At 61.3% G+C, this 15,192-nt stretch carries 11 protein-coding genes; 6 read left to right on the top strand and 5 right to left on the bottom strand.

Annotated features, from left to right (window positions below):
• Positions 1-8 precede the first annotated feature (8 nt).
• Positions 9-3,914, top strand: coding sequence for a baseplate multidomain protein megatron (locus C8N32_RS01985; RefSeq protein WP_107890805.1), 3,906 nt, complete (start codon positions 9-11; stop codon positions 3,912-3,914).
• A gap of 12 nt (positions 3,915-3,926) precedes the next feature.
• Here the strand turns inward: C8N32_RS01985 and C8N32_RS01980 are convergent, their stop codons facing one another.
• A complete protein-coding gene (locus C8N32_RS01980) occupies positions 3,927-4,265 on the bottom strand; it encodes a TraR/DksA family transcriptional regulator (protein WP_107890804.1) in 339 nt (112 codons plus the stop codon).
• A gap of 83 nt (positions 4,266-4,348) precedes the next feature.
• On the opposite strand from C8N32_RS01980, the gene cysE reads away from it, so the two are divergent.
• A complete protein-coding gene (gene cysE, locus C8N32_RS01975) occupies positions 4,349-5,164 on the top strand; it encodes a serine O-acetyltransferase (protein WP_107890803.1) in 816 nt (271 codons plus the stop codon).
• A 1-nt stretch (position 5,165) separates the two neighbouring features.
• Here cysE and C8N32_RS01970 read toward each other — a convergent pair whose 3' ends face one another.
• The 3 genes from C8N32_RS01970 to dctP are packed head-to-tail and all read right to left on the bottom strand — an operon-like array spanning position 5,166 to position 8,250.
• Positions 5,166-6,566 carry a TRAP transporter large permease gene (locus tag C8N32_RS01970; protein ID WP_107890802.1) on the bottom strand — a complete coding sequence of 467 codons (1,401 nt, stop codon included), beginning with the start codon at positions 6,564-6,566 and terminating at the stop codon, positions 5,166-5,168.
• 9 nt (positions 6,567-6,575) lie between these two features.
• The gene (locus C8N32_RS01965; RefSeq protein ID WP_107890801.1) at positions 6,576-7,208 is read right to left on the bottom strand and encodes a TRAP transporter small permease subunit; all 633 of its coding nucleotides are present in this window, start codon (positions 7,206-7,208) and stop codon (positions 6,576-6,578) included.
• Between the two features lie 37 nt (positions 7,209-7,245).
• Positions 7,246-8,250: a TRAP transporter substrate-binding protein DctP gene (dctP, locus tag C8N32_RS01960; protein WP_107890800.1), complete on the bottom strand. Its 1,005-nt coding sequence runs from the start codon at positions 8,248-8,250 to the stop codon at positions 7,246-7,248.
• Positions 8,251-8,385: 135 nt separating this feature from the next.
• Here dctP and C8N32_RS01955 point away from each other — a divergent pair, with 135 nt between their 5' ends.
• The 4 genes from C8N32_RS01955 (at position 8,386) to C8N32_RS01940 (ending at position 14,473) form a co-directional block, all read left to right on the top strand.
• Positions 8,386-9,345, top strand: a complete 960-nt coding sequence (locus C8N32_RS01955) for a TDT family transporter (protein WP_107890799.1) — start codon at positions 8,386-8,388, stop codon at positions 9,343-9,345.
• A 75-nt stretch (positions 9,346-9,420) separates the two neighbouring features.
• Positions 9,421-10,869, top strand: coding sequence for an IMP dehydrogenase (gene guaB, locus C8N32_RS01950; RefSeq protein WP_107890798.1), 1,449 nt, complete (start codon positions 9,421-9,423; stop codon positions 10,867-10,869).
• Between the two features lie 75 nt (positions 10,870-10,944).
• Positions 10,945-12,111, top strand: coding sequence for an RsmB/NOP family class I SAM-dependent RNA methyltransferase (locus tag C8N32_RS01945; protein WP_107890797.1), 1,167 nt, complete (start codon positions 10,945-10,947; stop codon positions 12,109-12,111).
• 184 nt (positions 12,112-12,295) lie between these two features.
• Entirely contained in the window at positions 12,296-14,473 is a 2,178-nt protein-coding gene (locus C8N32_RS01940; protein WP_242509568.1) for an ATP-binding protein, read from the top strand.
• On the opposite strand, the gene C8N32_RS01935 is transcribed toward C8N32_RS01940, so the two are convergent.
• Positions 14,454-15,059, bottom strand: a complete 606-nt coding sequence (locus C8N32_RS01935; RefSeq protein ID WP_107890795.1) for a gamma-glutamyl kinase — start codon at positions 15,057-15,059, stop codon at positions 14,454-14,456. The genes C8N32_RS01940 and C8N32_RS01935 overlap by 20 nt on opposite strands.
• Positions 15,060-15,192: the final 133 nt, after the last annotated feature.

Here is a 15,192-nt window from a genome sequence, read left to right as displayed (position 1 = left end):
GACAAATCATGGCGACAATCGTTCTGTCGGGGGCGGGGGCTGCGGCGGGGGCAGCTATTGGTGGGTCCGTGCTGGGGATTTCCAGCGCGGTCATCGGACGGGCCGTTGGGGCGACCGTGGGCCGGGTGATCGACCAAAGCCTGCTGGGTGCGGGGTCGCAAGCGGTGGAAACCGGACGGGTGGAGAGATTCCGCCTGACCGGCGCGGGCGAAGGAACACCTGTGGGGCAGTGCTTTGGCCGCGTTCGTGTGGCCGGGCAGGTCATCTGGGCGTCGCGCTTTCACGAGCATGTTGAGAAATCCGGCGGTGGGGGAAAGGGGGCGCCGAAAACTCCGACGGTGACGGCGTTCGGTTATTCGGTGAGCCTTGCGATTGCGCTTTGCGAGGGGGAGATCACCCGCATCGGTCGTATCTGGGCCGATGGCTGCGAGGTCGCGCCGGGGGATTTCAACCTGCGCATCTACAGCGGCAGCGAGGATCAGTTGCCCGATCCGAAGATGGAAGCGGTGGAGGGCACGGGGCGTGTGCCGGCCTACCGGGGCATTGCCTACGTGATGATCGAGGATCTGGATCTTGGCCGGTTTGGTAATCGTGTTCCGCAGTTTTCCTTTGAGGTGGTGCGTCCGGCACATGGGGCGGGGCCGGATCTGGCCAGCCGTGTGCGCGGCGTGGCGTTGATCCCCGGCACGGGGGAATATTCCTTGGCCACGACGCCGGTTTATTATGACTATGGACCGGGCGTCTGCGGCGTGGCGAATGTCAATTCGCCCTCAGGTCAGACGGATTTCGTGACCTCGCTGGAACAGATGCGTGCTGAAATGCCTGGATGCCGGTCGGTTTCACTGGTGGTCAGCTGGTTCGGGGATGATCTGCGCTGTGGCCGGTGCCGCGTACGGCCCAAGGTCGAACAACGCAAGTTCGAAGGCGAGCCGATGCAGTGGCAGGTGTCCGGTATTCGGCGTGGCCAGGCGGGGCTGGTTCCGAGCCTGGAGGAGCGGCCGGTTTATGGTGGAACGCCTGCGGACCGCGCAGTGATGGAGGCGATCTCCGAGATCAACGCAGGTGGACAGGAGGCGGTATTCTACCCCTTCATCCTGATGGAACAGATGGCGGAAAACGGTTTGCAGGATCCGTGGTCCGAAGCGGAAAACCAACCTGTTTTACCATGGCGGGGGCGGATCACCTTGTCCGCCGCGCCAGGCCGCGCGGGATCGCCCGATGGAAGCGAAACGGCCGTGGCGCAGGTGCGCGCGTTTTTCGGCACGGCGCGTCCGGGGGAGTTCCAGCGGACAAAAAACGGGCCGGTTTACCAGGGCGAAGATGGCTGGAGCTATCGGCGCTTCATTCTCCATTATGCGCATCTTTGTGCGCAGGCGGGCGGGGTGTCGGCATTTTGCCTTGGCTCGGAGATGCGTGCACTGACCCAGATTCGCGGACCTGGAAACAGTTTTCCCGCAGTGGCGGAAATGATCCGGCTGGCCGCCGATCTGCGTGCGATCCTGGGGCCGGAGACGAAAATCGGCTATGCCGCCGACTGGAGCGAGTATTTCGGATACCACCCTCAGGATGGGTCGGGCGATGTATTCTTCCACCTCGATCCGTTATGGGCAAGTGAACATGTCGACTTCATCGGGATCGACAATTACATGCCGCTGTCGGACTGGCGTGATGGAAACGCCCATGCCGATGCGCACTGGAAGACGATCTATGACCCGCAGTATCTGCGCGCGAATATCGAGGGGGGCGAGGGCTATGACTGGTATTACGAAAACCGTGCGGCGGCGGATGCCCAGCGGCGAACGCCCATCACTGACGGTGCGTATGGGGAGCATTGGATCTGGCGTTACAAGGATATGCGCAACTGGTGGTGCAATACCCACCACAACCGCGTGGGCGGCGTTCGCCAGGAAGACCCCACGCCGTGGGTGCCGCAATCCAAGCCGATGTGGTTTACGGAGCTGGGCTGTGGCGCCATCGACAAGGGCACGAACCAGCCGAACAAGTTCCTCGATCCGAAATCGTCGGAAAGTGTGCTGCCGAATTACTCCACCGGTGCGCGGGACGATCTGATTCAGGCGCAATATCTGAATGCGATGCTGGGTTATTGGTCGGAACCAGAGAACAATCCGGTTTCGGTCGAATATGGCGGCCAGATGATCGACATGGCGCGCGCCCATGTCTGGGCCTGGGATGCGCGCCCCTACCCACAGTTTCCCGCGCGTCGGGATGTCTGGAGCGATGGCGACAATTACGCCCGCGGACATTGGATCAATGGGCGGATTTCGGCGCAGTCGCTGGAGGCGGTCGTGCGCGATATCTGCATGCGCTCGGGCGTGGAGGCCGTGGGGGTCCGCAACCTTTATGGACTGGTGCGCGGTTACACGCTGGAGGGGATCGGCAATGCCCGCGCGGCGTTACAGCCGTTGTTGCTGGCGTATGGGTGCGATGCGGCGGAGCGCGACGGGCAGATTGTGTTCTCGCGCCGGGATGGCAGAAAGGAGGCCAGGCTGGAGCCACAGGCGCTTTTGGCCGCAGATGGTGAGATTGTGCCGCTGAGCCTGTCGCGGGCGCCCGAGGCCGAGACAGCGGGCCGTATCCGGCTGACCTTTGTCGAGGCGGATGGCGCGTATGAGGCGCGCTCGGTCGAAGCGGTGTTCCCGGACGAAGAGAGCCGTGCCGTTGCCGTGACCGAGTTTCCACTGGTGCTGAGCGGGTCTGAGGGCCGGGCCATCGTGGACCGCTGGTTGGCGGAGGCCCGTGTTGCGCGGGACCGGGCGCGGTTTGCTTTGCCGCTTTCGACCTTGGCGCTTGGAGCAGGGGACGTGGTGCGCCTGGACGGGCCAGGCGGGGAGGCGTGCTACAGGATCGACCGGGTTGAGCAATCCCATGGCCGGATTGTCGAGGCCGTTCGGGTTGAGCCGGGGGTGTACCGTCCGGCCGATGCCGTGGAAGATCGTATCGGCCTTGCGCCTTTCGTGCCGCCGGTTCCGGTCTTGCCGATGTTTCTGGATCTGCCGCTCTTGCGTGGAGACGAAGTTCCCCATGCGCCGCATCTGGCGGTTGCGGCAGAGCCCTGGCCGGGATCGGTGGCAGTGTATAGTTCTGCGGTGGACAACGGTTATGAACTCAACCGGCTGATTGCTGCCCCGGCGGTTTTCGGCGTGACGGAGACCCCTTTGCGTCGTGCCGCGCCGGGATGCTGGGACAGGGGCATGCCGCTTCGGGTGCGGCTGGGCAATGGGGCCTTGTCTTCGGCGGAGATGGGGGAACTTCTGGCGGGGGCGAACCTGGCCGCGATCGGGGATGGAACACACGGGTGGGAGCTCTTTCAGTTTGCCAGGGCGCGGCTGGTGGGGCCGAAAACCTATGAATTGGCTTTGCGTCTGCGCGGGCAAGCCGGGACGGAGGCAGAAATGGCGGAAACCTGGCCAGAGGGAAGCCTGTTCGTTTTGGTGGATGCGCGGGTCGGTCAGATTGACCTCGCCCCCACTGCGCGCGGTCGGGTTCGGCACTACAGGATCGGGCCTGCGGGGCGGCCTTATGACGATCCGACCTACAGGCATCGGGTTGAGGCGTTTAGCGGCCTCGGGCTTCGGCCCTATGCGCCGTGCCATTTTCGGGTGGTGCGACGTGGTCGGGATGTCGAAGCCCAATGGGTACGCAGGACTCGTGTCGGTGGCGATGACTGGGAGGGGGAAGTGCCCTTGGGAGAGGCCTTGGAACGGTATACCCTGCGGGTGCGGAACGATGACGGCAAAGTGGTCCGGCAAGAGGTCCTGAGCACACCGGGCTGGGTTTACAGTTCTGCGGCGCAACGGGCCGATGGCGCGGGTGCGGGTTTCAGACTGGAGGTTGCGCAGGTTTCGGACCTGTTCGGCCCCGGCGTTTATGCCAGTGTTTCCTTCCCGGAGTAAGGATGGGTGCGTTCAGCTTGCGGCGCAGCCGATGCAGGTCGGGATAGTCGGGTCGAACTCCAGCCGGGCGAGGGCGATCTTCTCGCCGCATTCGCTGCAATAGCCGAACTCTTCCTCTTTCAGCCGGGTGAGGGCGGCCTGAATTCGCCGTACCTGCGTTTTGCGGCGGGCTTGGGTTGCTTTCGCCATGGCCTGTTGTTGCATTGCATCCATCCGGCTGAGACGTCCGACGGATTGCTGGTCAAGCGTCACTGGCCGGGCACCGTAGGCGCCGGTGCGTGTCTCTTCGTGAAGTGCCGCCAGTTCTTTTTCCAGACGTTTCCGGAAGGCGGAAAGCAGGGCTTCGTTCATTTCCGACCTTTTGCGGGGTGGCCGTTGAAGTTGGATCGGTGCAACCTTTATTGTAAGTTGCCATCGCAGGAAAAGGAAAGCCCATGGCCCGAGTACAGCCCAGCGTGCGTGATTTTGATCCGGTTTGGAAGCGTATTTGCGAAGAGGCCGAAGCCGCTGTCCGTGATGAACCTTTGCTGGGCGGGCTGATTCACTCAGGCGTTTTGCACCACGAGACGCTGGATTGCGCGTTGGCGTACCGCTTTGCGTTGAAGCTGTCTTCCGGTGAGATGTCGGAGCAGGTTCTGCGCGAGATCGGGGACGAGGCCTATGCCCGCGCGCCGGAGCTGGGCGTGGCCGCGCGGGCCGACCTGACCGCCGTGTATGAGCGTGATCCGGCCTGTCACCGTTATTTGCAGCCGCTTCTCTATTTCAAGGGGTATCAGGCGTTGCAATGCTATCGGATTGCCCACTGGCTGTGGGGTGAGGGGCGGCACGACATGGCGTATTTGGTACAGATGCGTGCGTCAGAGATGTTCGGGGTCGATATCCACCCGGCGGCGCGCTTGGGACGAGGGATCATGATAGACCACGCCCATTCCATCGTGATCGGGGAAACGGCAGTTGTCGGGGACAACGTCTCCATGCTGCATTCGGTGACGCTGGGCGGAACCGGGAAGGAAGAACAGGACCGGCATCCGAAGATCGGCCATGGCGTTCTGATCGGGGCCGGAGCCAAGGTGCTGGGCAGTATCACCGTGGGGTGCTGTTCGCGCATCGCGGCGGGGTCCGTGGTGCTGGAGGATGTGCCGCCGTCCTCGACCGTGGCCGGGGTGCCGGCCCGGATTGTGGGGGAAGCCGGGTGCGATCAGCCTTCGGTGATGATGGAACATCGCTTTCGGAATTCCGAGGGGGTGTAGCTCAGGCCATCGAGGGTAACCAGAGCACGATTCCCGGCACCGCAACCAATGTTGCGATTGTCAGCGCGTCGGCGACGAAGAATGGGGTTACGCCCTTGAAGACGTCCTGCACGGTGAGGTCCGGCCGGACGCCTGCGACGACGAAACAATTCAGACCGATCGGAGGGGTGATGAGGCAGAATTCCGCCATCTTTACCACCAGAATTCCGAACCAGATCGCGCACATCTGGCCGGACATGCCGAAGGTGCTGTCGGCTGCGGAGACGAACTCTCCGCCGTTCAGCGCCATGACCGCCGGATACACTACGGGCAGCGTCAAGAGAAGCATGCCTATGGCATCCATGAACATGCCCAGAATGGCGTAGGCCAGGAGAATCATTACCAGGATCAGCATCGGCGGATAGTCGAGCGAGGTGATCCAGGCGGAAAATGCCCCCGGCAGGTCGGCAAAACCCAGAAAGCGGACGTAGATCAGCACCCCCCAGATGATGGTGAAGATCATCACTGAGAGCCTTGCCGTTTCGAGAAGCGCGTCCTTGAACTGGGGCCAGCGCATACCGTGCCAGAGTGCCATCAGGAACACGACGAAAGCGCCGATCGCGCCCCCTTCGGTCGGGGTGCCCCAGGCGTCGCCGCCAAAGGGGTTGTAGATGAAGAAAATGATGATCACGACCACGAAGACGATGGGCAGGGCTGGGGGAAGGGCGCGGAATCGCTCTGCCCAACTGAAGCCGCGAACGGGTGGGCCAAAGCCGGGGAGGCTGAGTGCGAGACCGACAATCAGCGCCGCGTAGATAAGCGCGGAGACGACGCCGGGAATGAACCCGGCCAGAAGCAGCTTGCCCACGTCCTGTTCGACGATGATGGCGTAGATCACCAGGATTGCCGATGGCGGGATGAGACTGGCCAGGGTGCCGCCTGCCGCGACCACCCCGGCGGCGAATTTCTTGTTGTAGCCGATACGAAGCATTTCCGGTATCGCGATGCGGGCAAAAACCGCCGATGTGGCAACGGATGCGCCTGATACGGCAGCAAAGCCTGCCGTTGCGAATACGGTGGACACCGCCAGCCCGCCCGGCAACCAGCCCACCCATTTTTTTGCAGCGTCGAACAGGGCACGCGTAAGGCCGGCGTAATAGGCAAGGTAGCCGATCAGGATAAAGGTGGGGATCAGGCTGAGCGCCTGGCTGGCGACCTTGGAGTGGGGCACCTGGCCCGCTGTTTTGACCGCCACGCTCAGGGCCCATCCGAAATCGGATGGATCGTAGCCTTTCTTCGACCAGAAAACCCAGACGAGACCCACGAGTCCGGCCAGCGCGGCCGCAAAGGCGACACGCATGCCTACAACAACCAGAACAAGGAGGCCGGCAGTTACGATAATGCCGATGTCGGTTGGGCTCATCGGGGTGTCCTAATCGTCGGCGCCGCTGACATGGACGGCTTCGGCGGCGGCCTGTTCCGTCGCGCTTTGCATCAGGGGAACGGCGGCGGGCCGCGCGTTGCCCAGAAGGAAAGCGCGGCCATATCCCCAAAGGTGCAGCATCAGGCGCAGGCACAGCACTGAAAACGCCACAGGGATGAGCAGCTTTGCCGGCCAGAGGGGAAGTTGGATGTCGAAGCTCGAATCCCGGCTCCACAAGGGGGCCGAGGGATCAAAGCTGCGCTGGAAATGGGCGAAGCTGCCCCACACGAGCAAAATCATCAGGACGAGCATGACAAGGCTGGTCAGAAACTCGACGGCCCATAATGCCCGCCCTTTCAGTTGCCCTACGAGGATATCCATGCGGATGTGCCCGCCTTCGCGCTGGGTGTAGGCGATGCCCATGAAAGCAATCAGCGGCATGGCCTGTTGAATCCAGTCCACGTAGCCTGGCAGGGGCTGGTTGAAGAAATTCCGCCCGGCAACCGAAACTACCGCAAGGACCATCAGTCCGAATACCGCCAGCCCGCTGACAAGGGCCAGCACCCGTTCGATTCGAAAAAGGGCGCGATCAGCCTGGCTCAGCAGGCTGTCGTCCTCGAGGACAGAGGCGTGCGCGGGCATTTTTGCTCCCTGTGTTGTGCCCTCCGGAGGGGGCGCGTCACTGGCCGATCATATCGGTCACGAAATCGTAAAGCTCCTGCGCGGGCAGGCCTCGGGCCGTGTTTTCCGCGATCCACGCTGCTGCGGCGGGGCCGGCGGCGGCTTGACGGAAGGCTTCCAGTTGTTCGGGGGGATAGGTGATGCGTGCGATTTCGCGCTCATCCAGTGCGGGGCCCCATTTGGCCATTGTTTCGGTGTTGTAGTAGTCGATGTAGTGGTCAAGCGCGTCGTCGACGGAGGTCATCAGGGCTTCACGATGCGATTCAGGCAGCGCATTCAGCGCATCGGTGTTGACCACCACCGGGCAGTTCACCGTGCCGGGATTGAGGTTCGTCGTCCACCATTGGCCGGTTTCGATCGTGCCGAAGGACATATGCGCATGGGGCGCGAAAGAGACGGCCTTTACGACCCCGGAATCGAGCGCCTGCCGGACCTCTGTTGCGGACATGGAGGTGGGAACCGCACCGATGGCCTGCATCGCTGCACCAATGCCGCCGGTCGCGCGCACACTGAGGCCTTCGAACTCCGCAACGGTTTGCGGGGCATCGCCGACGCCGACGAAATTGTACTGTGGAAGAGGTGAGGGCATAAGAAGCGTGGCGTTCCAGCGCGCCAGATCCTTCTGGACCGCGGGATGGGTGTAGAGCGCCTGACTTACGCGGCGCTCATCTTCCAGAGTGTCGACCCCGAGGAAAGGGAGTTCGAGAACCGTGATGGAGGGATTCTTGTCATTGTGATACCCGGCACAGAACTGGGCCATCTCGAAGGCTCCGATCGAGATACCGTCAAGATTTTCGGTGTTCTTCGACAAGCCTCCGTAAGAAATATTCAGGGAAAATTCGCCGCCGGTTTTCTCGGAAACCAGTTCGGCCAGTTTTTCGACATGTTCGGTAAAAGCCCGGCGCTTTCCCCAAAGCGAAACATTCCAGTCGGTGGCCCATGTTTCGGCGGCAAAGCCAAGCGCCGCAGAGGCGGCCACAGCCGCACCCAGGATCGGTCTCATGTTTGTTTCCTCCCGTTGGTTGTTAAGAACAGAGTAACGCGGCTTTGCGAGGGGTAAAGAGGCAAAACAGGCGCGCGGCTTGTTCCGGGCCCCGGCGCGTGGCACAGGGGGGGGTATAACCGGAGGTCCGATGCCATGTTTACCCCGCGTCCACGATTCGGCGAACAGACGCCCCCTGCGATTTTTCCGCCTGTCCTTGGGGCACTGGGCCTGGGGCTGGCATGGGGCCGCGCCGCCGATGTTTCCCTTGTGCCCGCGGCAATCGGGCAAATCCTGCTTGGGGCGATGACGTTGGTGCTGGCCTTTTGCCTGTTTGCCTATGGGCTGAAGGTTTTTCGCCGGCCAGGGACGGTGGTCGAGGATCTTCGCGTGTTGCCGGGGCGGGCCGGAGTGGCGGCAGCGATATTGTCGCTCTACTTATCATCGATGGTACTGGCGGAGATTATGCCTGTTCTGGCGCAAGTCGTGTTCTGGGGGGGGATTGGTCTGCATCTTGTGTTGGTTGGGATTTTGGTGTGGGTTTTTTTGTCCGGGCCGCAAGAACGGCGGCGGGTCAGTCCAGTCTGGCATTTGCTGTTTGCCGGGTTCATCGTCGCGGGGCTGGCGGCTGTGCCATTGGGATATGAAAACCTGGCAACCTGGATTTTTCATATCACGACAGTTTGCGCTCTGGGGATCTGGGGGAGCAGTGCCATACAGCTTGTGCGGGAAAGCGTTCCGGCACCGTTACGCCCGCTCCTGGCCATCCATCTTGCGCCGGCCTGCCTGCTTGGGCTTGTCGCTGCGGCACTTGGATTTCACGATTACGCGGTGGGCTTCACGGTTCTTGCCGGTGCAATTCTGGGGGTGTTGCTTGTGCGGCTGCCGTGGATGCTGGAGTCGGGTTTCAGCCCCCTTTGGGGGGCTTTCACGTTTCCGCTGGCTGCCTTTGCCAACCTGATGCTCGTCTGGGCGGGGTCGGCCGGGTTTTTCCGCAATGTGGCGGCGGTGATCCTGGTTGCTGCCTCTCTGTCGATTCCGCCGATCCTGGTCGGGATCCTGCGGGCCTGGGCAAAGGGCGAACTTGGCCCGCGCACCAATGCTGCGCGGGTTTGACGCGATTGACCCTTTTCATTTGGGTCGTGTCATGAAATAGGGAAGCGCCAAACGAAACCTCCCGAGGAGACTCCCATGGAGATTCGCGAGGCGCTGACCTTCGATGACGTTCTGCTTGTTCCTGCGGCCAGCTCTGTTCTGCCCGCGCAGGCGGATACCTCTACCCAAGTAACGAAATCGATTCGCCTGAACATTCCGCTGCTCAGTTCGGCGATGGATACGGTGACCGAGGCACGCATGGCCATCGCGATGGCGCAGGTCGGGGGGATGGGGGTGATCCATCGAAACCTCTCCCCGGAGCAGCAGGCTGAGGAAGTCCGGCGCGTCAAGCGTTTCGAATCCGGTGTGGTCTACAACCCGATCACGTTGCGCCCCGATCAAACCCTTCGGGATGCAAAGGACCTGATCGAGCGATTCAACTTTACCGGGTTTCCGGTTGTCGATGACAAGGGTCATGTCGTCGGAATCGTCACGAACCGGGATATGCGCTTTGCGAAGGATGACAGCACGCCGGTTCACGTAATGATGACTGGGGAAAAACTGGCCATTCTGCGTGAACCCGCCGATCGGGAAGAGGCGCTGAGCCTCATGCGGGCGCGCCGGATCGAAAAGCTTCTTATTACCGATGATGCGGGCAGGCTGACCGGGTTGCTGACCCTGAAGGACACCGAAAAGGCGGTTTTGAACCCGCAGGCTTGCAAGGATGAGCTTGGACGGTTGCGCGTTGCGGCCGCCAGCACTGTCGGGGATGCGGGATTCGAGAGATCCATGTCGTTGATCGACGCGGGCGTGGATATGGTCGTGATCGACACTGCGCATGGTCACTCCGAAGGGGTTGCGGTTGCTGTAGAACGCATCAAGAAGGAGTCCAATGCGGTGCAGGTTGTCGCCGGCAACGTGGCGACGGCCGAGGCCACGAAAGCCTTGATCGACGCGGGGGCGGATGCCGTGAAGGTGGGAATCGGCCCCGGCAGCATCTGTACAACCCGGATTGTGGCCGGTGTCGGGGTTCCCCAGTTGACGGCCATCATGGATTGTGCGGCGGCTGCCGGGGATGTGCCCGTCATTGCCGACGGGGGCATCAAGTTTTCAGGCGATTTTGCAAAGGCGATTGCCGCCGGTGCGTCTTGCGCAATGGTCGGCAGCATGATCGCCGGGACCGATGAAAGCCCCGGCGAGGTCATCTTGTACCAGGGGCGCTCTTTCAAGTCTTACCGGGGGATGGGCAGCCTGGGCGCCATGGCAAGGGGTTCGGCGGATCGGTATTTCCAGAAGGATGCCGCCAGTGACAAGCTGGTCCCCGAAGGGATCGAGGGGCAGGTGCCCTACAAGGGGGCTGCTGGTGCCGTCATACACCAGCTTGTTGGCGGGTTGCGCGCGGCCATGGGGTATACCGGCAACGCAAGCGTCGCGGACATGCGTCGCAACTGTCGTTTTGTGCGTATCTCTGGTGCGGGTCTGAAGGAAAGCCATGTCCATGATGTGCAGATCACACGGGAAAGCCCGAATTACCGCATGATGTAATGCTGGTATGTTTTCTGTTGCGCGGCGGGCTTTGGCCAGGTTGCGCGGGAAGCACACATTTTTCGTGGAGAGGCCATGACTCCCCAAGCCCGTCTTGCCGCCGCGATCGGAATCATGGACAGCGTGCTTGCCGGAGCGTCGGCGGAGCAAACCCTGACCACCTGGGCCCGAAAGCACAGATACGCCGGATCCGGAGACCGTGCTGCGATCAGGGATCTGGTTTTCAGCGCCATACGGTGTCGAAGATCTTATGGCACTCTGGGGGGGGCGGAAACCGGGCGTGGCCTGATGCTGGGATATTTGCGTGATCGGGGGGAGGACCCGGCAGCATGGTTTACCGGGGGGGCCTATGCGCCGGATGTGTTGAGCGCGGCGGAAAAAGACGTTTTGGCCCGCGAACCGGCGTTGCCTGGGAACGTCGCTTGCGATTGTCCCGACTGGCTGGCGCCACGATTGAGACAAAGTCTGGGCGATGAGTTCCTGCCGGTAATGAAGATGTTTCGCCAGCGCGCGCCGGTTTTCTTGCGCGTAAACCGGTCGAAGGCCAGTACGGAGCAGGCCGTTAAGTCCTTGATCTGCGAGGGAATCGAAGTTCAGGCGCATCCGTTGTCTCCGACGGCGCTTGAAGCGGTCGGAAACCCCCGCCGTATTCAGCAGGCCCGCGCGTATAGGGACGGATGGGTCGAGTTGCAGGATGCTGCGTCACAGGCGGTCTGTGACAGGATCCCGCTGCGGCCGCAAGATCGGGTTCTGGACTATTGCGCGGGGGGAGGGGGAAAATCCCTGGCCCTGGCGGCGCGCGGTGCTTGTGACATTCTGGCCCATGATGCGGATGCAACCCGAATGCGTGACATTCCCATGCGTGCTGCTCGCGCCGGAGGACGCATTCGCCGTATTTCGGACCCCGCATCCGCAGCCCCCTATGATGTGGTTTTGTGCGATGTACCTTGTTCGGGAAGCGGTGCGTGGCGACGCAGCCCGGAGGGGAAATGGCGTTTGACCGAGAAACGTCTGAAGGAATTGCAACAGGTTCAAGCGGAGATTCTTGCCCGCGCCGCGCAGTTGGTCGCGTCCGGTGGGTGGCTTGCCTATGCGACATGCTCGGTTTTGCAGGAGGAGAACGAACAGAGCGTATCGCGATTTCTGGAGGACTTCCCCGAATGGCGCTTGGGTGAGGAACATCGCTTCAGTCCACTGGACGGGGGGGATGGGTTCTTTCTGGCGCTTCTGTCCCATACCTGACCCAGCCTGATTAAGGCGTGTTTAACCTTGAGAACCGCAAGATCGGGGGACTGATTCAATCTCGAGGCCCGATGTGATCCCTTTTGCACGGTTGTCATCCCGCCTGATCCGGTTTTCCGTCCATGTCGCCGGATGGCTGTGGGTTTTACCGGTTCTGGCGGTTTTTTTCTTTTCGGTCGGCATCATGATCGGCAGCCCGATCTGGGGTCTGATCGGGGTGGCCATCGGGATGACCCTGGTTGTGTTGTCGGGACTTGCGCTGTTTCTTGCGTCCCTGGGGCGCCGGGGACGCCGGAGGTGGCGCCGGATGGCGGAAGCGGCGGCGTTTCATCTTCCATCGCCAGCAATCGTGAGCGATCGGCGGGGACATATCGTCTATGCCAACCCGGCCGCCTGCAAGACATTCGACGCGCGTGATGGGATCGATCTGGGTCAGGTTCTTGGCAGGGTGTTCGCCAGCGCGGAGTTCATGGTCCACAAATTGCAGAATGAGGCGCTGCAAAACGGCGCGGTTTCGGAAGATGTGGCCACACGTCGAAAGCGGTTTCGCATTCAGGTGCATGTCTTTTCGAGGGCGGCATTTTTCTGGCAAATTCTGGAAATGCCGCCCGAAACCCGCGAAAAGATTTTCGCCGAGGGGCAGCTTCCGATGCTCAAGATCGGGCGGGGGGGGACCATCCTCTTCATGAACGTGGCAGCCCATCGGATGCTTGGAACACAGCCCCGGCATGTGGACGATCTCTGGCCGCACGGTGTCCCATGTTCAGGGGCATTGTCGGAGCTTGAAGCGGAAGGCGGGTCCCGTTATTTCCGGGTCATTGACATGGAAACGCCGGAAGGACGGCGCGAGATCTATCTCTGCCCGCAGGAAGAGGTGGAGAAGCCCGGAGACCTGGATCTGCTTGAGTCTCTTCCGGTTGCCTTTTTGAAGATTTCGGTCAACGGTCGGATCCAGATGATTAACCGGTTGGGGCGCGATCTTCTGGGCGTCTTGGGGGACGCCCCGCGGAATTTCTTTGAGCTTGTCGAAGGGCCGGGGCGGCCCGTACGCGATTGGCTGGCCGATACGGTGCGAGGGCGTGCGGTGCACCGCTCCGAGGTTTTGCGGGTGCTTCGTGAAGACAGGGAGTTGTTCGTGCAGGTTGCGCTGGAGCGTGTCGCCGATGGCGGGGTCATTGCGGTGCTGCACGATGCCACGGATCTGAAGACCCTGGAAGCGCAATTCGTCCAGAGCCAGAAAATGCAGGCGATCGGGCAACTTGCGGGTGGAGTCGCACATGATTTCAATAACCTTCTGACGGCGATTTCCGGGCATTGCGATCTTCTGCTGCTGCGCCACGATGAGGGGGACCCGCACTATGGCGATCTGATGCAAATCAATCAGAATGCCAACCGCGCCGCGAGCCTTGTAAGGCAGCTTCTGGCCTTTTCGCGCAAGCAGACCCTGCGTCCCGAACTGATTGATTTGCGCGATGCGTTGACAGATCTGGGGCATCTGCTGAACCGCCTTGTCGGGGAGACAGTGGCGCTGAAACTTTCCCACGCGCCGGGGGCGTGTTGCATCCGGGCGGACAAGCGGCAAATGGAGCAAGTCATCATGAACCTCGTCGTCAATGCGCGTGACGCGATGCCCGATGGCGGGCAGGTTCTGATCGAAACCTTGCATTACGCGCTGAACGAGGAATTGCACCGTGACCGGGTGGTCGTTCCCCCCGGCAATTACATTCTGATCCGGGTCACGGATGAAGGGGTTGGGATTGCGAAGGATCGGTTGAGCAAGGTCTTCGAGCCTTTTTACTCCACAAAGAAGGTAGGGGAAGGAACCGGGCTTGGCCTGTCGACCGCCTACGGGATTGTCAAGCAAAGCGGCGGTTTTATTTTTGTCGACAGCGTGGTCGGTGCGGGAACCAGTTTCACCCTTTACTTTCCGGCGGCGTATCCAAAAGAAATGGTCGCTATTTCAGGGCAAACCGCAACACCGCCGCCCAAGCGGCAAAATTCCGGAACGGTACTTCTTGTTGAAGATGAAGCCCCGGTGCGTGCCTTTGCGGCCCGTGCGCTGCAGATGCGCGGCATGAATGTCATCAAGGCTTCGAGTGCAGAGGAAGCTTTGGAGTTTCTCGGCGATGAATCCCTGGCGGTGGATGTGTTCGTGACAGATGTGATAATGCCGGGGCTGGATGGACCCAGTTGGGTGCGGCAGGCGCTTGAGACGCGCCCTCGGACTCGTGTCGTGTTCATGTCAGGCTATGCCGAAGAGGCGGTTGCCGATGCCTTGGCGCATATCGAAAATTCGGTTTTCCTGCCAAAGCCCTTTTCCCTCGCGGATCTGACCGCAACGGTCAGTGCGCAGCTTGGCTGACCTGTTCGTAGAGGGCGAAATCTTGCGCTCGGGCCTTGCGCAGGCGACGCGCCAGGTCGCCGGGCAGGGCCAGATCCCCTGAGGGAGAGACGTTCAAGAGCGGCGGTATCGGAACGTTTTGGCCCAGCCGCTCTGACAGAAAGCGGCACAGACCGCTTTGATCGTCATGACGGAAAAGACGATCCACGGCGATTACGCCTTCCGGTGTGGAAACCATCCGGCTTTGCTGTCCGACCCGTGCGAATTCGGGTGGAGATTCTTTCAGGTACGCGTCGATGAATTCGGCGAAACTAAGCCCCAGGGTCGAGGCGGGCTTGCCCTTCAGTTGCGGGCGCTGCCGATAACGGTACCAGCTTCCCAGCCAGTCTTGCGGTTCCCGAATGACGGCAAGGGTCTCGATGGGGCGCGGGCCGCCATCGATCAGCGGCAGGATACGGCGGCGAAACATGTTGATGTTCATGTGCTTGGCGCTTTGCGGATGGCGGAAGATGATATCGGCTCCGGGCCCCAGAAGCTCCTGGTAGGCGTGGGTTCCGGTTTTTGGCACAGCCAGAAATGCCAACCCCGCTTTCCAGAACAGCATCATGATTTTACCCCCCTTTTTCGCATCAACACTCTCTTAACCTCTGTAGGTCATCATCAAAACATTAAAATTTTCTTGAAATGTTCTCATTTCGCGGCGATACAGGAACAAGGCAAGAACATTCGGGTGATTGCTG

This window comes from Rhodovulum imhoffii (assembly GCF_003046545.1).
Classification (GTDB): Bacteria; Pseudomonadota; Alphaproteobacteria; order Rhodobacterales; family Rhodobacteraceae; genus Rhodovulum; species Rhodovulum imhoffii.
This window is presented reverse-complemented; position numbering and strand designations above follow the sequence as displayed.